A 14,448-nucleotide genomic window follows, 5' to 3' on the forward strand; every position below is an offset into this window, starting at 1 on the left:
GGCCAAGAACGCTTGGCTTCACAGTTTGGCACTAAGACCAGGACGCGAGCGTCGTCACAACCCGTGCGAATTCCTGCAACGTGCAAACATTTTTGTACTCGACGTAATACATGTACTCGTACGTGGCCTGCCGTTCCTTCACACCAGCAAGGCGGCCTGCTTGACTCGTATCGCAAAGGATCTCCAGTTTTTCGAGATCAAAACGCTCTTTGCCGTTCTTGTCCGCTAGTTCCTTGGCCGCATCAAGCTCCGCATTGCGTAAAACGGCATTGCGTTCCTTGAGTTTTTTATGCAAGAGGAGCGCATCTGCGCCTTTCAGGCCTGTCATAGTCTTTTCTCGGGTCAAGTCAGTGAACTGTGGGCCGCTAGAGCATCTGACCATGTCATGCCCGCGTAGCGCTCCAATGCGACGCGGGCATCGGTTGCACGCGCAGGGTCGTCGATACCCTTGGTCAGATGATCGATCAGCGCAGCGTCGATTACCTGGCCGCCGGTATGGCCCGCTGTGACGCCTTGGGGAACTGTAATACTCTCATATAGCTGAGGGTCATGGATGCTCAGCTCACCGTTGACGACGCTAGCAACCGTCACTTTGCTGCCGCTCTCAACGGTGCCGAATAGATGATAGCTCCCCAAGGCCGGGTTCGAGACAAACTTGTCGATGACATCCAATCGATTGCCCCGAACCGCCGAGAACCCGTTTGCAACTGCGACGTAGGGCGGTCGAGGAGCGTCACCTTCGGGCGTCCGCTGGAGAACGCCCATTAGCGATCGCTCGAGTGAAGCATCAATATCACACAACTCGACCTTGCGACCGGTCTCCTGGGCCAACTTGATGTAAGCATCGATTTCGTGCGCTCCTGCCAGTCGCTTGTCGACCAGCATGCTGGCCGTCGCGCCGCTCGCGGTCTTCTGCAACCGGAGTTCGTCTTCGAGCCGGTCGGCGAGTACACACGATTCGGCGTGTACCTGCGCCGAGCTGAGTTTCGCCTTCCCTGGAGTTTCGGCTAGCGAACGCTTGAAGAGGTCGGGATTAATACAGCCGACGCCACCACTCTCTTTGAGAGCATTGGCGAGCAAGGGAATTGTCTGCGTCGCCATGCGGGTCTTTCCCGTAGCAGTATTGCCTCGCAGCGCAAACAACGTCGGTTGGTGGCCGCCGCGCTCAATGACCTCGGCAAAAGTCTGGGCAGCAGCTTTCGCATCGCCGATCAGCCGGTCGTGTAATTGCTGACGCTCGGGACGCCAATTTTCCGGTTTGGCCAGATAGTCCCATCGGGCCGGGCCGGGAGCAGGAAGTTTCCCCAAACCGAAGATCTCGTCCGACGGTTTGGGTTCGGGCGGCAAACGTATCGTAAGTTCGTTGGCGGATGTCTCCAGCATCGACGCCCCCGTCGGCAGGGAGGTTCGACACGGTGAGAGCGATGACCTGTGCAAGCTCCGCGGCTGGGCCGGGAGGTCGTCTAGCAGCGTATGCACTGGACGAGACGTTCGGTGCGGTGGTGTTCCTTGCCGGTTTATCGACGGGGCGTCGCCAGCAATTGGAAGGGGCGTTGAATCTAGTGGGCTGAGATTTCTGATGCTGTCTGTCATTGAGGGGCACCATCCCGATTTTCTAGCTATGCGCGACGTTGTTAAACGAACCTTGAGGTCAACCCGGCTCGACGGAATGACTCATCTATCGAAGGGCTAGGGAGCCACAGCTAAGTCACCCTCAAATTTATGCGCTTTGCAGCCCCGCCCCGAGCCACACACGAAAACAGTGACTACGGAGCGACATTCAGGCTTGCGTCAAATAACCGTAAAAAACACCGTCATTTATCGCTGAAAGTCACAGTCCAGGCCGGCACCACCATGAGCGAAATCATCGCCACCAACACCAACACCAACACCAACACCAACACCAACACCAACACCAACACCAACACCAACACCAACACCAACACCAGCGTCGCGTCCATCATGGGCGAAATCATGGCGGCCAGCGGCGAGCAGAGCCGTGACATCGAACGCGTGAACCAGGCCATCGCCCAACTCGACACCACGACCCAGCAGAATGCGGCCTGGGTGGAAGAGGTGTCCGCTGCCGCACGCTCCATGCAGGAGCAGACCGACCTGCTGCGGCAGGTGGTGGGCGCCTTCAAGGTGTGATGGGTTTGGGGCTTGAGGGTCCAGGCGGGGGCAGTTGGCGCTGGTGCTGACGCTGACGCTGACGCTCAGAATCGGTTGCACCCTCAAGAACCCCCGCCAGTCTGCGGCTGGCGGGGGTTTCTTATTTTGTGCGTTGGTCGGATGGTTGCGTGCCGTGCTTTTCAGTGGCGCAAGCGGTCTCTCCGTGAGGGAATGCGGCCATTCCCCAATCCCTCCTCATGGAGCCTTGGCGAATGAATCGCACCGGAAGGCCCACAAAGAAAAACCCCGCAGGCTTCGCAGCCTGCGGGGTTTTTATGGAGGCGCCGGGCAGAAGAGTCTTCAGCCCGGCACGGCCATCGGCAATTACATGCCCATGCCGCCCATGCCACCCATGCCGCCCATGTCAGGCATGCCGCCGCCAGCAGGCGCGTCATCCTTGGGGGCTTCGGCGATCATGCATTCCGTCGTCAGCAGCAGGGAAGCCACCGAAGCTGCGTTCTGCAGGGCCGTGCGGGTGACCTTCGTGGGGTCCAGAATGCCCAGTTCGAGCATGTCGCCGTACGTGTCGTTGGCAGCGTTGAAACCGTAGTTGCCCTTGCCAGCCAGCACGGCGTTCACCACCACCGAGGCTTCGCCGCCGGCGTTGTTAACGATTTCGCGCAGAGGGGCTTCGATGGCCTTCAGCACCAGCTTGATGCCGGCGTCCTGATCGGCGTTGTCGCCCTTGATCGAGGAACCCACGGCTTGCTTGGCACGCAGCAGGGCCACGCCACCACCAGCCACAACGCCTTCTTCCACCGCTGCGCGCGTGGCGTGCAGGGCGTCTTCCACGCGGGCCTTCTTTTCCTTCATTTCGACTTCGGTGGCAGCGCCGACCTTGATCACTGCAACGCCGCCAGCCAGCTTGGCCACGCGCTCTTGCAGCTTTTCACGGTCGTAGTCGGACGTGGCTTCTTCGATCTGCACGCGCACTTGCTTCACGCGGGCTTCGATGTCTTCGGCAGCGCCGGCGCCGTCGATGATGATCGTGTTTTCCTTGCCCACTTCGATGCGCTTGGCTTGGCCCAGATCGGCCAGCGTGACCTTCTCGAGCGTCAGGCCCACTTCCTCAGCGATGACCTTGCCGCCCGTCAGGATGGCGATGTCTTCCAGCATGGCTTTGCGGCGGTCGCCGAAGCCAGGGGCCTTCACTGCCACAACCTTCAGGATGCCGCGGATCGTGTTCACCACCAGCGTCGCCAGGGCTTCGCCTTCGACTTCTTCGGCAATGATCAGCAGGGGACGGCCGGCCTTGGCGACTTGCTCCAGCGTCGGCAGCAGGTCACGGATGTTGCTGATCTTCTTGTCGAACAGCAGCACGAAGGGGTTGTCCAGAATCGCGGATTGCTTTTCGGGGTTGTTGATGAAGTAGGGCGACAGGTAGCCGCGGTCGAACTGCATGCCTTCCACGACGTCCAGCTCGGACTCGAGGGACTTGCCGTCTTCCACGGTGATCACGCCTTCCTTGCCGACCTTGTCCATGGCGTCAGCGATCAGCTTGCCGATGGTTTCGTCGGAGTTGGCGGATATCGAGCCCACTTGAGCGATTTCCTTGGAGGTCGTGGTGGCCTTGGAAGCCTTCTTCAGCTCTTCCACCAGAGCCGTCACGGCCTTGTCGATACCGCGCTTCAGGTCCATCGGGTTGATGCCTGCGGCCACGTACTTGAAGCCTTCGCGCACGATGGCCTGTGCCAGCACCGTGGCGGTCGTCGTACCGTCACCAGCGTTGTCGGACGTCTTGGAAGCCACTTCCTTCACGAGCTGGGCGCCCATGTTCTGCAGCTTGTCCTTCAGTTCGATTTCCTTGGCCACGGACACACCGTCCTTGGTCACGGTGGGGGCGCCGAACGAGCGCTCGAGCACCACGTTGCGACCCTTGGGGCCCAGGGTGACCTTGACCGCGTTGGCCAGGATGTTCACGCCTTCGACCATGCGGGCGCGGGCTTCGCCGCCGAAAACTACGTCTTTTGCTGCCATTTGATTTCTCCGGATTCAGTAAACAGGATGTTCAGGAAAAGGGCCTTGAGGGCTTACTTTTCGACGACTGCGAACAGATCGTCTTCCTTCATCACCAGCAATTCGTCGCCATTGACCTTGACGGTCTGGCCAGAGTACTTGCCGAACAGAACGCGGTCGCCGACCTTCATGTTCAAGGCGATCAGGTCGCCCTTGTCATTCTTCTTGCCGGGACCGACGGCCAGCACTTCACCTTGATCGGGCTTTTCAGCAGCGTTGTCGGGGATCACGATGCCGGAAGCGGTCGTGGTTTCGCTTTCAATACGCTTGACGATCACGCGATCGTGCAGGGGGCGAAGGTTCATTGCATCTCTCCTGGTTCAAAAAAGGATTTCGACATCAACAACGTGCCCGCAAGAGCGGGCGCTTTCTGACTTGAGCGGCTGGTGCCGGCGTTGCTAGCACTCGGTCGCATCGAGTGCTAATGATACGGGCATTCTTTCGCATTTCAAGAGGGGCGGTTGCTGTAAGAAGGCAGCTTCCTGTGGCGAAGGTGGTCGGCTGGAGCATGGACGGGGCATGCACCTACAATACCGACCTCCGTGAGGCCGGAGGTGATCCGGCGCCTGATGCCAGTCTGCAGTGCCAGGCAGGCAAGGCGCCGTCTCGGCGGTGCTCTCAATCAAACGTCCGGGTGGCGGGCAGCTCAATCGATTCGGGAGTCTGATGGCGTCTTTGCAAGCAACCACCGCGCTGATGGGCATCGGCCTTGCGGTGCTCATCCTCTACCTGATCCGCAGGGACCACCTGTATCTGATGCATGGCCTGTTCTGGGTCGTGGTGGCGGCTGCGGCCGCCATGCTGGGGGCATGGCCGGGTCTGATCGATCGCCTGGCCAGGCTGCTGGGCATCAGCTACCCCCCCGCGCTGCTGCTGCTTCTGGCGAGCATGGTGCTTTTGGTGAAGTCGTTGCATACCGACATGGTGAACACCCGCATCGAAAGAGATGTCCGCCGGCTGAACCAGCGGCTGGCCCTGCTGCAGGCCGATAACGAAAGCCTGCGCGCGCGCGTGATGGGCGAGGGCCCCCAGCCATGACCATGGCGCAGCCGTTATTGCCGGTGATCCTGTGCGGCGGGTCGGGCACGCGCCTGTGGCCCCTGTCGCGGGAGGCGTATCCCAAGCAATTTCTGGCTCTGGCCGGGGCCATGACCATGCTGCAGGACACGGCGCTGAGGCTGCAGGGGTGGGCGCCCGAGGTAGGCGTCGCCACCGATCCCATCCTTGTCTGCAATACCGAGCACCGCTTCGTGGCCGCCAGCCAGTTGCTGGCCGTCGGCATCCGCAAGGCACGCGTCCTGCTGGAGCCGGTCGGACGCAACACGGCGCCAGCGCTGACCCTGGCTGCCCTGCAAGCAGGTGCCGAAGGGCACGATCCCGTCATGCTGGCCATGCCGGCCGATCATGTCGTGCAGGATCTGCTGGCATTTCATGCAGCGGTCCGGCGGGCTTTCTCCATCGCCGAAGCCGGCGGACTGGTAACGTTCGGCATCGTGCCGGACCGGCCCGAAACGGGCTACGGCTACATTCAATGCCACCCGGCGGGCGAGCAAGGCCAAGGCATCCATCGGATCGCCAGCTTTGCGGAAAAGCCCGACGCGCCGACCGCGCAGCGTTATCTGGACGCAGGCGACTATTTCTGGAACAGCGGTCTTTTCATGGTGCGCGCCAGCCAGTGGCTTGCCGCCATCCGCGCATGCCGGCCCGATATTCTCTCGGCTTGCGAAGCCGCCATGCAAGGTGCTCAGCGAGACCTCGACTTCATTCGGCCCGACGCTTCCGCCTTCGAGGCCTGCCCCCCCGACTCGATCGATTACGCCGTCATGGAGCGGCTGCCCCTGATGCCGGAACTGGGTATTCCCACCTTCGCGGTCGCCATGCAGGCCGGCTGGTCGGATCTCGGAGCCTGGGACGCCTTGTGGAACGTGCTGGAGCGAGACGGCAATGGCAACGCAACGGTGGGCGATGCACTCTTGGAAAACAGCGAAAACACGCTGCTGATGTCCACGCACCGGCTTGTGGCAGGCGTGGGGCTCGACCACATCGTCGTCGTCGAAACACCCGATGCGGTGCTGGTGGCCGACAAGCGGCGGACTCAGGACGTCAAGCACATCGTGGCCCGGCTGAAACAAGAAGGGCATGCCCTGGCCCACCACCACCGCAAGGTCCATCGGCCCTGGGGCTGGTACGACGCCATCGACAGCGGCGAACGCTTTCAGGTCAAGCGCATCGTGGTCAACCCGGGCGCCCGCCTGAGCATGCAAATGCATTACCACCGTGCCGAGCACTGGGTGGTGGTGCGAGGCACGGCAGAAATCACCAATGGCGATGACACCTACCTGCTGGCGCAAAACGAATCCACATTCATTCCCGTCGGTCGGCGCCACCGTCTGGCCAATCCGGGAAAAACGCCCCTCGAGATCATCGAAGTCCAGTCCGGAGACTATCTGGGCGAGGACGATATCGTCCGGTTCGACGACATCTATGGGCGGTCCACCAGTGCTGAGGGCCTTTCGTGATGAGCCGCCGTTTCGTCTGCTTGAGCGCTCAGCCAGCCTATCTCGAACGTGACTGCCCAGGTTTCGTCTGCGCCTGATCAGGCTCTATTTTTTCCGACATAAAAACATGAATCTAGAACAAGCAAGCATTGCCGTGATCGGTCTTGGCTACGTTGGATTGCCCCTGGCAGTGGAGTTTGGCAAGCAGCGCCAGGTCATCGGCTTCGACATCAATGCGGCGCGCATCGCCGAGCTGCAGTCCGGCAAGGACAGCACCCTGGAGGTGAGCCCGGAGGATCTGCATGTGGCTCGTCATCTGCAGTACAGCGCCAACCCTGAAGACCTGCGCCATTGCAAAGTTTTCATCGTCACGGTGCCCACGCCCGTGGACAAGGCCAATCGCCCGGACATGTCGCCACTGGTCAAGGCCAGCGAAACCGTCGGCAAAGTCATGCCGGAAGGCGCCGTGGTCATTTATGAATCCACCGTGTACCCCGGTGCCACCGAAGAGGTGTGCGTGCCGGTACTCGAACGGTTCAGCGGCAAGACATTCAACGTGGGCTTCTTTTGCGGCTACAGCCCAGAGCGCATCAACCCGGGCGACCGGGTCAATACGCTGACCAAGATCAAGAAGATCACCAGCGGCAGCACTCCCGAGGTGGCCGATGCGGTGGATGCTTTGTACGGCAGCATCATCACCGCCGGAACCCACAAGGCCAGCAGCCTGAAAGTGGCCGAGGCCGCCAAGGTCATCGAAAACACGCAGCGCGACCTGAACATCGCGCTGGTGAACGAGCTGTCGGTCATATTCGAGCGGCTGGGCATCGACACGCTCGACGTGCTGGAGGCGGCGGGCAGCAAGTGGAACTTCCTGCCCTTCCGGCCGGGGCTCGTGGGTGGGCACTGCATCGGTGTGGACCCCTACTACCTGACCCACAAGGCTGAGGAAGTGGGCTATCACCCCCAGGTCATCCTGGCCGGGCGTCGCATCAACGACAACATGGCCCGGTATGTGGCCCGCAACACCATCCGCCTGATGCTCAAGAATGGCATGGACGTGCCGCGCTGCCGCATCGGCATCCTGGGCATCACGTTCAAGGAAAACTGTCCCGACATTCGCAATAGCAAGGTGGTGGACATGGTGCGGGAGTTTCTCGCCTGGGGCGCCGACGTCGTCATTGCCGACCCCTGGGCCAGCGCCGAAGAGGTAGATCACGAGTACAGCCTGCCTTTGGGGCGCGTCGATGCAGACCACCCCGTGGATGCCTTGGTGGTCGCGGTGGGCCACAACGAATACCGGCAGGCAACGCCCGCCGAACTGCGCACGTACTGCCGTGGTGCGCAGCCGGTGCTGGCCGACGTCAAGAGCCTCTACAACCGCCAGCATGCCGCAGAGGCTGGCTTTACCGTTTTTCGCCTGTAATTCTTTTCGGATCCGATATGAAAAATTTCGCCCTCATCGGCGCTGCCGGCTATATCGCGCCGCGCCACATGCGCGCCATACAGGACACCGGCAACCACCTGGCCGTGGCGTATGACATCAACGATTCGGTCGGCATCATCGACAGCATTTCTCCGCAGAGCGACTTCTTCACGGAGTTCGAGCGCTTCGCGGAGCATGCGCATCAGCTCCAGCGCAACGCGGCTACCGCGCTGGACTACGTGTCCATCTGCTCGCCCAACTACCTGCATCATGCCCATATCGCGGCAGGCCTGCGCCTGGGCTGTGACGTCATCTGCGAAAAACCGCTGGTCCCCACGCCCCAGTTGATGGACGAACTGGCCCAGGTCGAGCAGGAAACGGGAAAGCGTGTTTTCAACATCCTGCAATTGCGCCACCATGACGCAATCTTGAAGCTGCGGGAAAAAGTGGCCGCAGCCCCGACAGACACCAAGTTCGACGTCGAGCTGACCTACATCACCTCGCGCGGTAAGTGGTACCTGGAAAGCTGGAAGGGCGACCCCCGCAAGTCATTCGGCGTGGCTACCAACATCGGAGTGCACTTCTTCGACATGCTGCATTTCATCTTCGGCAAGCTTCAGGACAACCGGATTCATCTGAGCGAGGAAACAAAGGCCGCCGGCTATCTGGAATACGAACGCGCCCGGGTGCGATGGTTTTTGTCCATCGATGCCAACGATCTCCCGGACGAAGTCAAAGGCAAGAAGCCCACCTATCGCAACATCGATGTGAGCGGTGAGCAGCTCGAGTTTTCCGAAGGGTTTACCGATCTGCACACCACCAGCTACCGCGAGATCCTGGCGGGCCGGGGGTATGGGCTGGTGGATGCAAGGCACTGCATCGAAACGGTGGATGTGATTCGCAGCGCTTCCATTGCCCAAGATACGGATGAGCGCGTGCATCCCTTTGTGCGTCAGAAGGGGTATTGAGAGCATGCAAGCGTCTGGTCTGAAGCCGCTTTCTCAATTGCAGTTGCTGCTGTCTGATGTGCAGGGTGCGTTGAAGCTATGGCGTTTCTGGTTGCACTTGGGGCTTGAAGATATTCTCAAGCAGTACCGAAGGTCCTTTCTTGGACCGGTATGGATATCGATCAACACCGCGATTTTTATCGGTGCGTTCGGCTTGATCGGCTCGCAGGTTTTCAAGATCGACGTGCAGACTTACCTGCCGTTTTTCTGCGTCAGCCATGTTCTGTTTTTGTTTATTTCACAGTCTATTTCAGACAGTTGCCATACGTTCACTTCTGCCGGCGCTTTCCTGAAGCAAACGCCTTATCCCAAGTCTGCCTTTGGTCTTCGGGTGATATGGCGCAACCTGCTTATGCTCGGGCATAACATTCCCATCGCCATCGTCGTATTGCTTGTATTTGGTGGTTTGGGAAAAGTTCAGGTGCTGCCTTTTTTGTTGGGACTAGTGTTTACCGTAATCTGCGCGGTATTGGTGGCATGCGTTCTGGGGTCGCTATGTGCTCGATTCAGAGACATTCCCATGATCGTCACTAGTTTTATGCAGGTAGCGATGTTTCTTACCCCGGTGATGTGGCAACCCTCGCAACTCAGCGAGCGAGCCAAGCTGATCGTGCACATCAATCCGCTCGCGGCTTTTCTGGACTTGATCCGAGCTCCAGTCTTGGGGCAGGCAGTCGATCCTCACAGCTATTTGATGGCGGGGCTGACCTTCATCGCGCTGGTGGCCGCATTTTTCACCATTTTTCTTAAGAGCCGCCGCAGGCTCGTGTATTGGCTCTGAACATGGCAAGTATCGAACTCGACCAAGTGAGCGTCGATTTCCCATTGTTTTCTTCACGCTCGCGTGGCCTTCTCAATACCTTGCTGGGCAAGGCCCAAGGACACAGAGGCCGAATCGAAGATATCGGCGGTGGCGCGATTGCAGTAAGGGCGCTGCGAAACGTGACTTTGTCGTTCAAGGATGGGGATCGTGTGGGGCTGATCGGGCGCAATGGTGCGGGTAAGTCCACCATGTTGCGGGTGTTATCCAGCGTCTATGAGCCTACCTCTGGCGTTATGCGCTCTTCCGGGCACATCTCCTCGTTGATCGACCTGATGCTGGGTATGGATCCCGAGGCAAGCGGGTATGAGTTCATTGCGACGCGGTGCGTCGTCATGGGCATCAATAGCAAGGATGCGAAAGCACTGGTGCTGGACATTGAGGAGTTCACGGAACTTGGCGATTACCTGCATCTGCCAGTGCGCACCTACTCTTCGGGAATGATGCTGCGACTTGCCTTCGCTGTGTCCACTGCGGTGGCGCCCGACATTCTTTTAATGGATGAAATGATCGGTGTAGGGGACGCGCAGTTCATCGACAAAGCCCGGATTCGCCTGGAGAACATGATGAGCCGCGTCAAGATATTGGTGTTGGCATCTCACAGCGATCCTATTCTCAAGACCTTCTGCAACCAAGGCATCTGGCTGAATGAAGGGCAAATTCGCATGCACGGCAACATTGATGACTGCCTTGCGGCATATCACGCCAGCTAGCGAAACATCAGGAGCAATGGCATGAGCGAGCCTATATATACAGCCCATCCAACAGCCATCATCGACCGGGGCGCGCAAATCGGGGCCGGAACTCGCGTGTGGCACTGGGCACATATTTGTGCCGGCGCGCGCATTGGAGAAGGATGCTCATTCGGGCAGAACGTTTACGTGGGCAACGATGTGGTCATTGGCAATAACGTCAAGGTCCAAAACAATGTCAGCGTCTACGACGCTGTCACTTTGGAAGACGACGTCTTTTGTGGCCCGAGTGTCGTTTTCACGAACGTCTATAACCCCAGAAGCAGTGTCAAGCGCAAGCATGAGTACCGTGCAACCCTCGTTCAGCGTGGCGCAACCTTAGGTGCCAATGCCACCATCGTGTGCGGAAGCACCGTAGGCGCACATGCTTTCATTGCAGCAGGTGCGGTGGTCAATCGCGACGTCAAACCATATGCCTTGATGGCTGGCGTTCCCGCTCGTCAAATTGGCTGGATGAGCGAGCACGGCGAACGACTGGATTTGCCCCTGGACGGTGACGGTGACGCGGCCTGTCCCGATACCGGTTTGTACTACTCCTTGCGAGATGGCCAGCTCCAGCGCGCGTGACTCCTGTAAACACAAAAAAGTCCACACATGGAATTCACAGACCTCAAGACCCAATATCAAAAGCTTCGACCTGATATCGACGCCCGCATTCAGAAGGTGCTGGAACACGGTCAGTACATCCTGGGCCCTGAAGTCCATGAACTGGAAGAGCGGTTGGCTGCGTACACCGGCGCGAAATATTGCATCACAGTGGCCAATGGCACGGACGCGCTACAGATCGCTCAGATGGCCCTGGGCATCGGTCCAGGGGATGAAGTCATCACGCCTGGTTTCACATACATTGCCACGGCGGAAACCGTTGCCTTGCTCGGTGCACGGCCCGTCTATGTGGATGTCCGGCCTGACACCTACAACCTTGATGCGTCTAAGCTTGAAGCAGCGATCACGCCGAAGACCAAGGCCATCATTCCAGTCAGCCTGTATGGTCAATGCGCGGATTTCGACGCGATCAATGCGGTTGCTGCTCGCCATGGCATCCCCGTCATCGAAGATGCAGCCCAAAGCTTTGGCGCGACCTACCATGGCCGAAAAAGCTGCAATCTCACAACGGTGGCGTGTGCAAGCTTTTTCCCAAGCAAACCTCTAGGCTGCTACGGCGATGGTGGCGCCATTTTCACCAACGATGAAGCGCTCGCGCGAGTGATGCGCCAGATTGCCCGCCATGGGCAAGATCGGCGATATCACCACGTACGGGTTGGGGTGAACAGCCGTCTGGACACCTTGCAAGCCGCTGTGCTTCTGGCCAAGCTGGATAGTTTTGACGAAGAAATAAAGTTGCGCCAACAAGTGGCGGACCGTTATCACCAATTGCTGAAGTCAGCGGGTATTTCCACCATCCCGCTCATCGCAGCCAATCAGCAGAGTGCCTGGGCTCAGTACACCGTTCGTGCGCAAGGGCGTGATCGCGTCCAAGCCTTGCTGAGCGAGGCAGGTGTGCCTACCGCCATTCATTACCCACTTCCTTTGAATAAGCAGCCTGCTGTGGCAGACCCGGATGTGCAGTTACCCGTGGGTGATCGTTTGGCTCAAGAGGTGCTGAGTCTGCCCATGGGCCCCTTCCTGACCATTTCCGACCAGGATCGGGTAATCAGTGCATTGACGAAAGCCATGGAATGACCAGACGCAAGATTCTCACGATCGTGGGTGCCCGACCCCAGTTCATCAAAGCAGCCGCAGTGTCGCGGACCATCCAGTCTGGTTTTGCCGATCAATTGGAAGAACTGATCGTTCATACGGGCCAGCACTTTGACGACAACATGTCGAAGGTGTTTTTCGACGAGTTGGAGATTCCTGCACCCCATGTGCACTTAGCGATATCCGGAGGCAACCATGGTGCGATGACCGGCCGCATGCTGGAGGCAATAGAGGCGGTACTGCTAAAGGAGCGGCCAGATTGGGTGCTGGTCTACGGTGATACCAATTCGACACTGGCCGGCGCATTGGCGGCGGCCAAGTTGAACATTCCCGTGGCGCATGTGGAAGCGGGCTTGCGATCATTCAACATGCGCATGCCGGAAGAAATCAACCGGATTTTGACGGACCGTGTTTCGACACTGTTGTTGTGTCCTACGTCTACCGCCGTTGGGCATCTTGCCAACGAAGGCCTTACCCGCGGGGTTCATTTGGTGGGGGACGTCATGTACGACGCATCGCTGTTTTATGGCAGCCTTGCCCTGCAGCGGAGTTCCATCCTTGACCAGCTGCAACTGTCTCAGCGCGGCTATGTGCTTGCAACATGCCACCGCGCCGAAAACACAGACGACTCCTCACGTCTTACGCAGATCGTCGAAGCGTTGGTAGAAGTCGCGCAGGACATGCCCGTTGTGCTCCCTTTGCATCCGCGCACAAGACGCCTTATCGAGGCAACGGGCTTGCAAGCCAGCTTGGCGAAGTTGCATGTGGTTGAACCGCTCTCATATCTCGATATGGTGGCGCTGGAGCAAGCGGCAGCAGTCATCATGACGGACTCTGGCGGTGTTCAAAAAGAAGCCTATTTCTACAGGGTTCCCTGCATCACCCTCCGCGATGAGACGGAGTGGGTTGAAACTGTCACGCTGGGTTGGAACCGCCTGACAGGGGCGACGAAAGATCGCATTCTCTTGGCTTATCGGGACGTCGTAGCTTCGCCCCCTCCTGCGGCCGGTAACGAAAATCCCTACGGAAATGGCGATGCATCCGCGCGCCTGCTGCAATTCCTCGCTTCATAACTCTTCACTGGAAAAATCACATGAAAGTTTTTGTCACTGGTGGCCTCGGCCAAATTGGCTCTCACGTCGTTGAAATGCTGCTTGCTCGCGGCGACGACGTGCTAACGATCGATAACCTTGCCACTGGCAGGCGTGAGCATTTGGATGAGCATCCACAATTGAAGGTTGTGATTGGCTCTATCGCAGACAAGCCACTGGTGGACCAACTGCTGGGTGAGTTTCGCCCGGACGCGGTGGTCCACACCGCAGCCTCTTACAAGGACCCCGATGACTGGTACAACGACACGCTGACGAACTGCGTTGGAGGTTCGAACGTCATCGACGCAGCGAAGCGCAACGGAGTGAAGCGGTTTGTATATTTTCAAACCGCTCTTTGCTACGGCCTGCGCCCGCAACAGCATCCCATCCGCCTGGACCATCCGCGCTTGCCGGGTGGCAGCAGTTATGCCATCAGCAAAACCGCAAACGAGTTGTACCTCGAGCTGTCCGGGCTGGACTTCGTAACGTTCCGCCTAGCGAACGTGGTGGGGCCGCGCAACGTGGCTGGTCCGCTGCCCATTTTTTATCAGCGACTCAAGGATGGAAAACGTTGCTTCGTCACCAAGGCACGGCGCGATTTCGTCTTTGTCGAAGATCTGGCTCGGGTCGTCCTCAAGGCATGCGATGGCATCGGACATGGGACATACCATTTTTCATCCGGCACGGATATCGCGATTGAAGAGTTGTACAACGCGGTGGTCACTGCGATGGGCTTCACCGACAAGCCAGAAGCCGAGGCCAAAGAACTGGGCCCGGACGACGTCGCCTCGATCCTGCTGGACCCTTCTAGGACGTTCGAAGACTTTGGTCAGCTGACTTTTACACCGCTCCAGCATACGGTCGATGCGGCAATCAATTATTACAAGCAACACGGAACGCTTGGTGAGTACACGCATTTAAGAATTGAACATGGTAAGAAATAACAGTTCAATAACTCCTGCTTGGTT

General features: G+C 58.7%; 15 protein-coding genes. 11 read left to right on the plus strand and 4 right to left on the minus strand.

The window, feature by feature from the left end; translation table 11 throughout:
* Window positions 1–31: 31 nt before the first annotated feature.
* The gene (locus AVHM3334_RS04445) at window positions 32–328 is read right to left on the minus strand and encodes a hypothetical protein (protein WP_284409997.1); all 297 of its coding nucleotides are present in this window, start codon (window positions 326–328) and stop codon (window positions 32–34) included.
* Window positions 329–342: 14 nt separating this feature from the next.
* Complete coding sequence (gene xopAJ, locus AVHM3334_RS04450) at window positions 343–1,383, minus strand: XopAJ/AvrRxo1 family type III secretion system effector zeta toxin (RefSeq protein ID WP_284409998.1); 1,041 nt, start codon at window positions 1,381–1,383, stop codon at window positions 343–345.
* A 471-nt stretch (window positions 1,384–1,854) separates the two neighbouring features.
* Between xopAJ and AVHM3334_RS24010 the strand changes: the two genes are divergently transcribed.
* Entirely contained in the window at window positions 1,855–2,151 is a 297-nt protein-coding gene (locus tag AVHM3334_RS24010) for a hypothetical protein (protein ID WP_502869852.1), read from the plus strand.
* A 345-nt stretch (window positions 2,152–2,496) separates the two neighbouring features.
* Here the strand turns inward: AVHM3334_RS24010 and groL are convergent, their stop codons facing one another.
* Together groL and AVHM3334_RS04465 are read right to left on the minus strand one after the other, a co-directional pair.
* The gene (groL, locus tag AVHM3334_RS04460) at window positions 2,497–4,149 is read right to left on the minus strand and encodes a chaperonin GroEL (protein ID WP_092743388.1); all 1,653 of its coding nucleotides are present in this window, start codon (window positions 4,147–4,149) and stop codon (window positions 2,497–2,499) included.
* 53 nt (window positions 4,150–4,202) lie between these two features.
* Entirely contained in the window at window positions 4,203–4,493 is a 291-nt protein-coding gene (locus AVHM3334_RS04465; protein WP_284410001.1) for a co-chaperone GroES, read from the minus strand.
* Window positions 4,494–4,854: 361 nt separating this feature from the next.
* Between AVHM3334_RS04465 and AVHM3334_RS04470 the strand changes: the two genes are divergently transcribed.
* The 10 genes from AVHM3334_RS04470 (at window position 4,855) to AVHM3334_RS04515 (ending at window position 14,424) form a co-directional block, all read left to right on the plus strand.
* Window positions 4,855–5,226 carry a DUF2304 domain-containing protein gene (locus tag AVHM3334_RS04470; protein WP_284410002.1) on the plus strand — a complete coding sequence of 124 codons (372 nt, stop codon included), beginning with the start codon at window positions 4,855–4,857 and terminating at the stop codon, window positions 5,224–5,226.
* Window positions 5,227–5,228: 2 nt separating this feature from the next.
* Window positions 5,229–6,707 (plus strand): mannose-1-phosphate guanylyltransferase/mannose-6-phosphate isomerase, encoded by a 1,479-nt coding sequence (locus tag AVHM3334_RS04475; protein WP_284410207.1) that lies wholly within the window; start codon window positions 5,229–5,231, stop codon window positions 6,705–6,707.
* A gap of 106 nt (window positions 6,708–6,813) precedes the next feature.
* Window positions 6,814–8,109 (plus strand): nucleotide sugar dehydrogenase, encoded by a 1,296-nt coding sequence (locus tag AVHM3334_RS04480; RefSeq protein ID WP_284410004.1) that lies wholly within the window; start codon window positions 6,814–6,816, stop codon window positions 8,107–8,109.
* Between the two features lie 17 nt (window positions 8,110–8,126).
* Entirely contained in the window at window positions 8,127–9,077 is a 951-nt protein-coding gene (locus AVHM3334_RS04485) for a Gfo/Idh/MocA family oxidoreductase (protein ID WP_284410006.1), read from the plus strand.
* Window positions 9,078–9,081: 4 nt separating this feature from the next.
* Window positions 9,082–9,897 (plus strand): ABC transporter permease, encoded by an 816-nt coding sequence (locus tag AVHM3334_RS04490; protein WP_284410009.1) that lies wholly within the window; start codon window positions 9,082–9,084, stop codon window positions 9,895–9,897.
* Between the two features lie 2 nt (window positions 9,898–9,899).
* Window positions 9,900–10,649, plus strand: coding sequence for an ABC transporter ATP-binding protein (locus AVHM3334_RS04495; protein WP_092743589.1), 750 nt, complete (start codon window positions 9,900–9,902; stop codon window positions 10,647–10,649).
* Window positions 10,650–10,670: 21 nt separating this feature from the next.
* The gene (locus AVHM3334_RS04500; protein ID WP_284410011.1) at window positions 10,671–11,255 is read left to right on the plus strand and encodes an acyltransferase; all 585 of its coding nucleotides are present in this window, start codon (window positions 10,671–10,673) and stop codon (window positions 11,253–11,255) included.
* A 27-nt stretch (window positions 11,256–11,282) separates the two neighbouring features.
* Window positions 11,283–12,371 (plus strand): DegT/DnrJ/EryC1/StrS family aminotransferase, encoded by a 1,089-nt coding sequence (locus AVHM3334_RS04505; RefSeq protein ID WP_284410013.1) that lies wholly within the window; start codon window positions 11,283–11,285, stop codon window positions 12,369–12,371.
* Window positions 12,368–13,462, plus strand: a complete 1,095-nt coding sequence (gene wecB, locus AVHM3334_RS04510) for a non-hydrolyzing UDP-N-acetylglucosamine 2-epimerase (protein WP_284410015.1) — start codon at window positions 12,368–12,370, stop codon at window positions 13,460–13,462. The genes AVHM3334_RS04505 and wecB overlap by 4 nt, the downstream gene beginning before the upstream one ends.
* Window positions 13,463–13,482: 20 nt before the next feature.
* Complete coding sequence (locus tag AVHM3334_RS04515) at window positions 13,483–14,424, plus strand: NAD-dependent epimerase/dehydratase family protein (protein WP_284410017.1); 942 nt, start codon at window positions 13,483–13,485, stop codon at window positions 14,422–14,424.
* Window positions 14,425–14,448 lie beyond the last annotated feature (24 nt).

The organism is Acidovorax sp. SUPP3334 (assembly GCF_030159055.1).
Taxonomy (GTDB): domain Bacteria; phylum Pseudomonadota; class Gammaproteobacteria; order Burkholderiales; family Burkholderiaceae_C; genus Paracidovorax.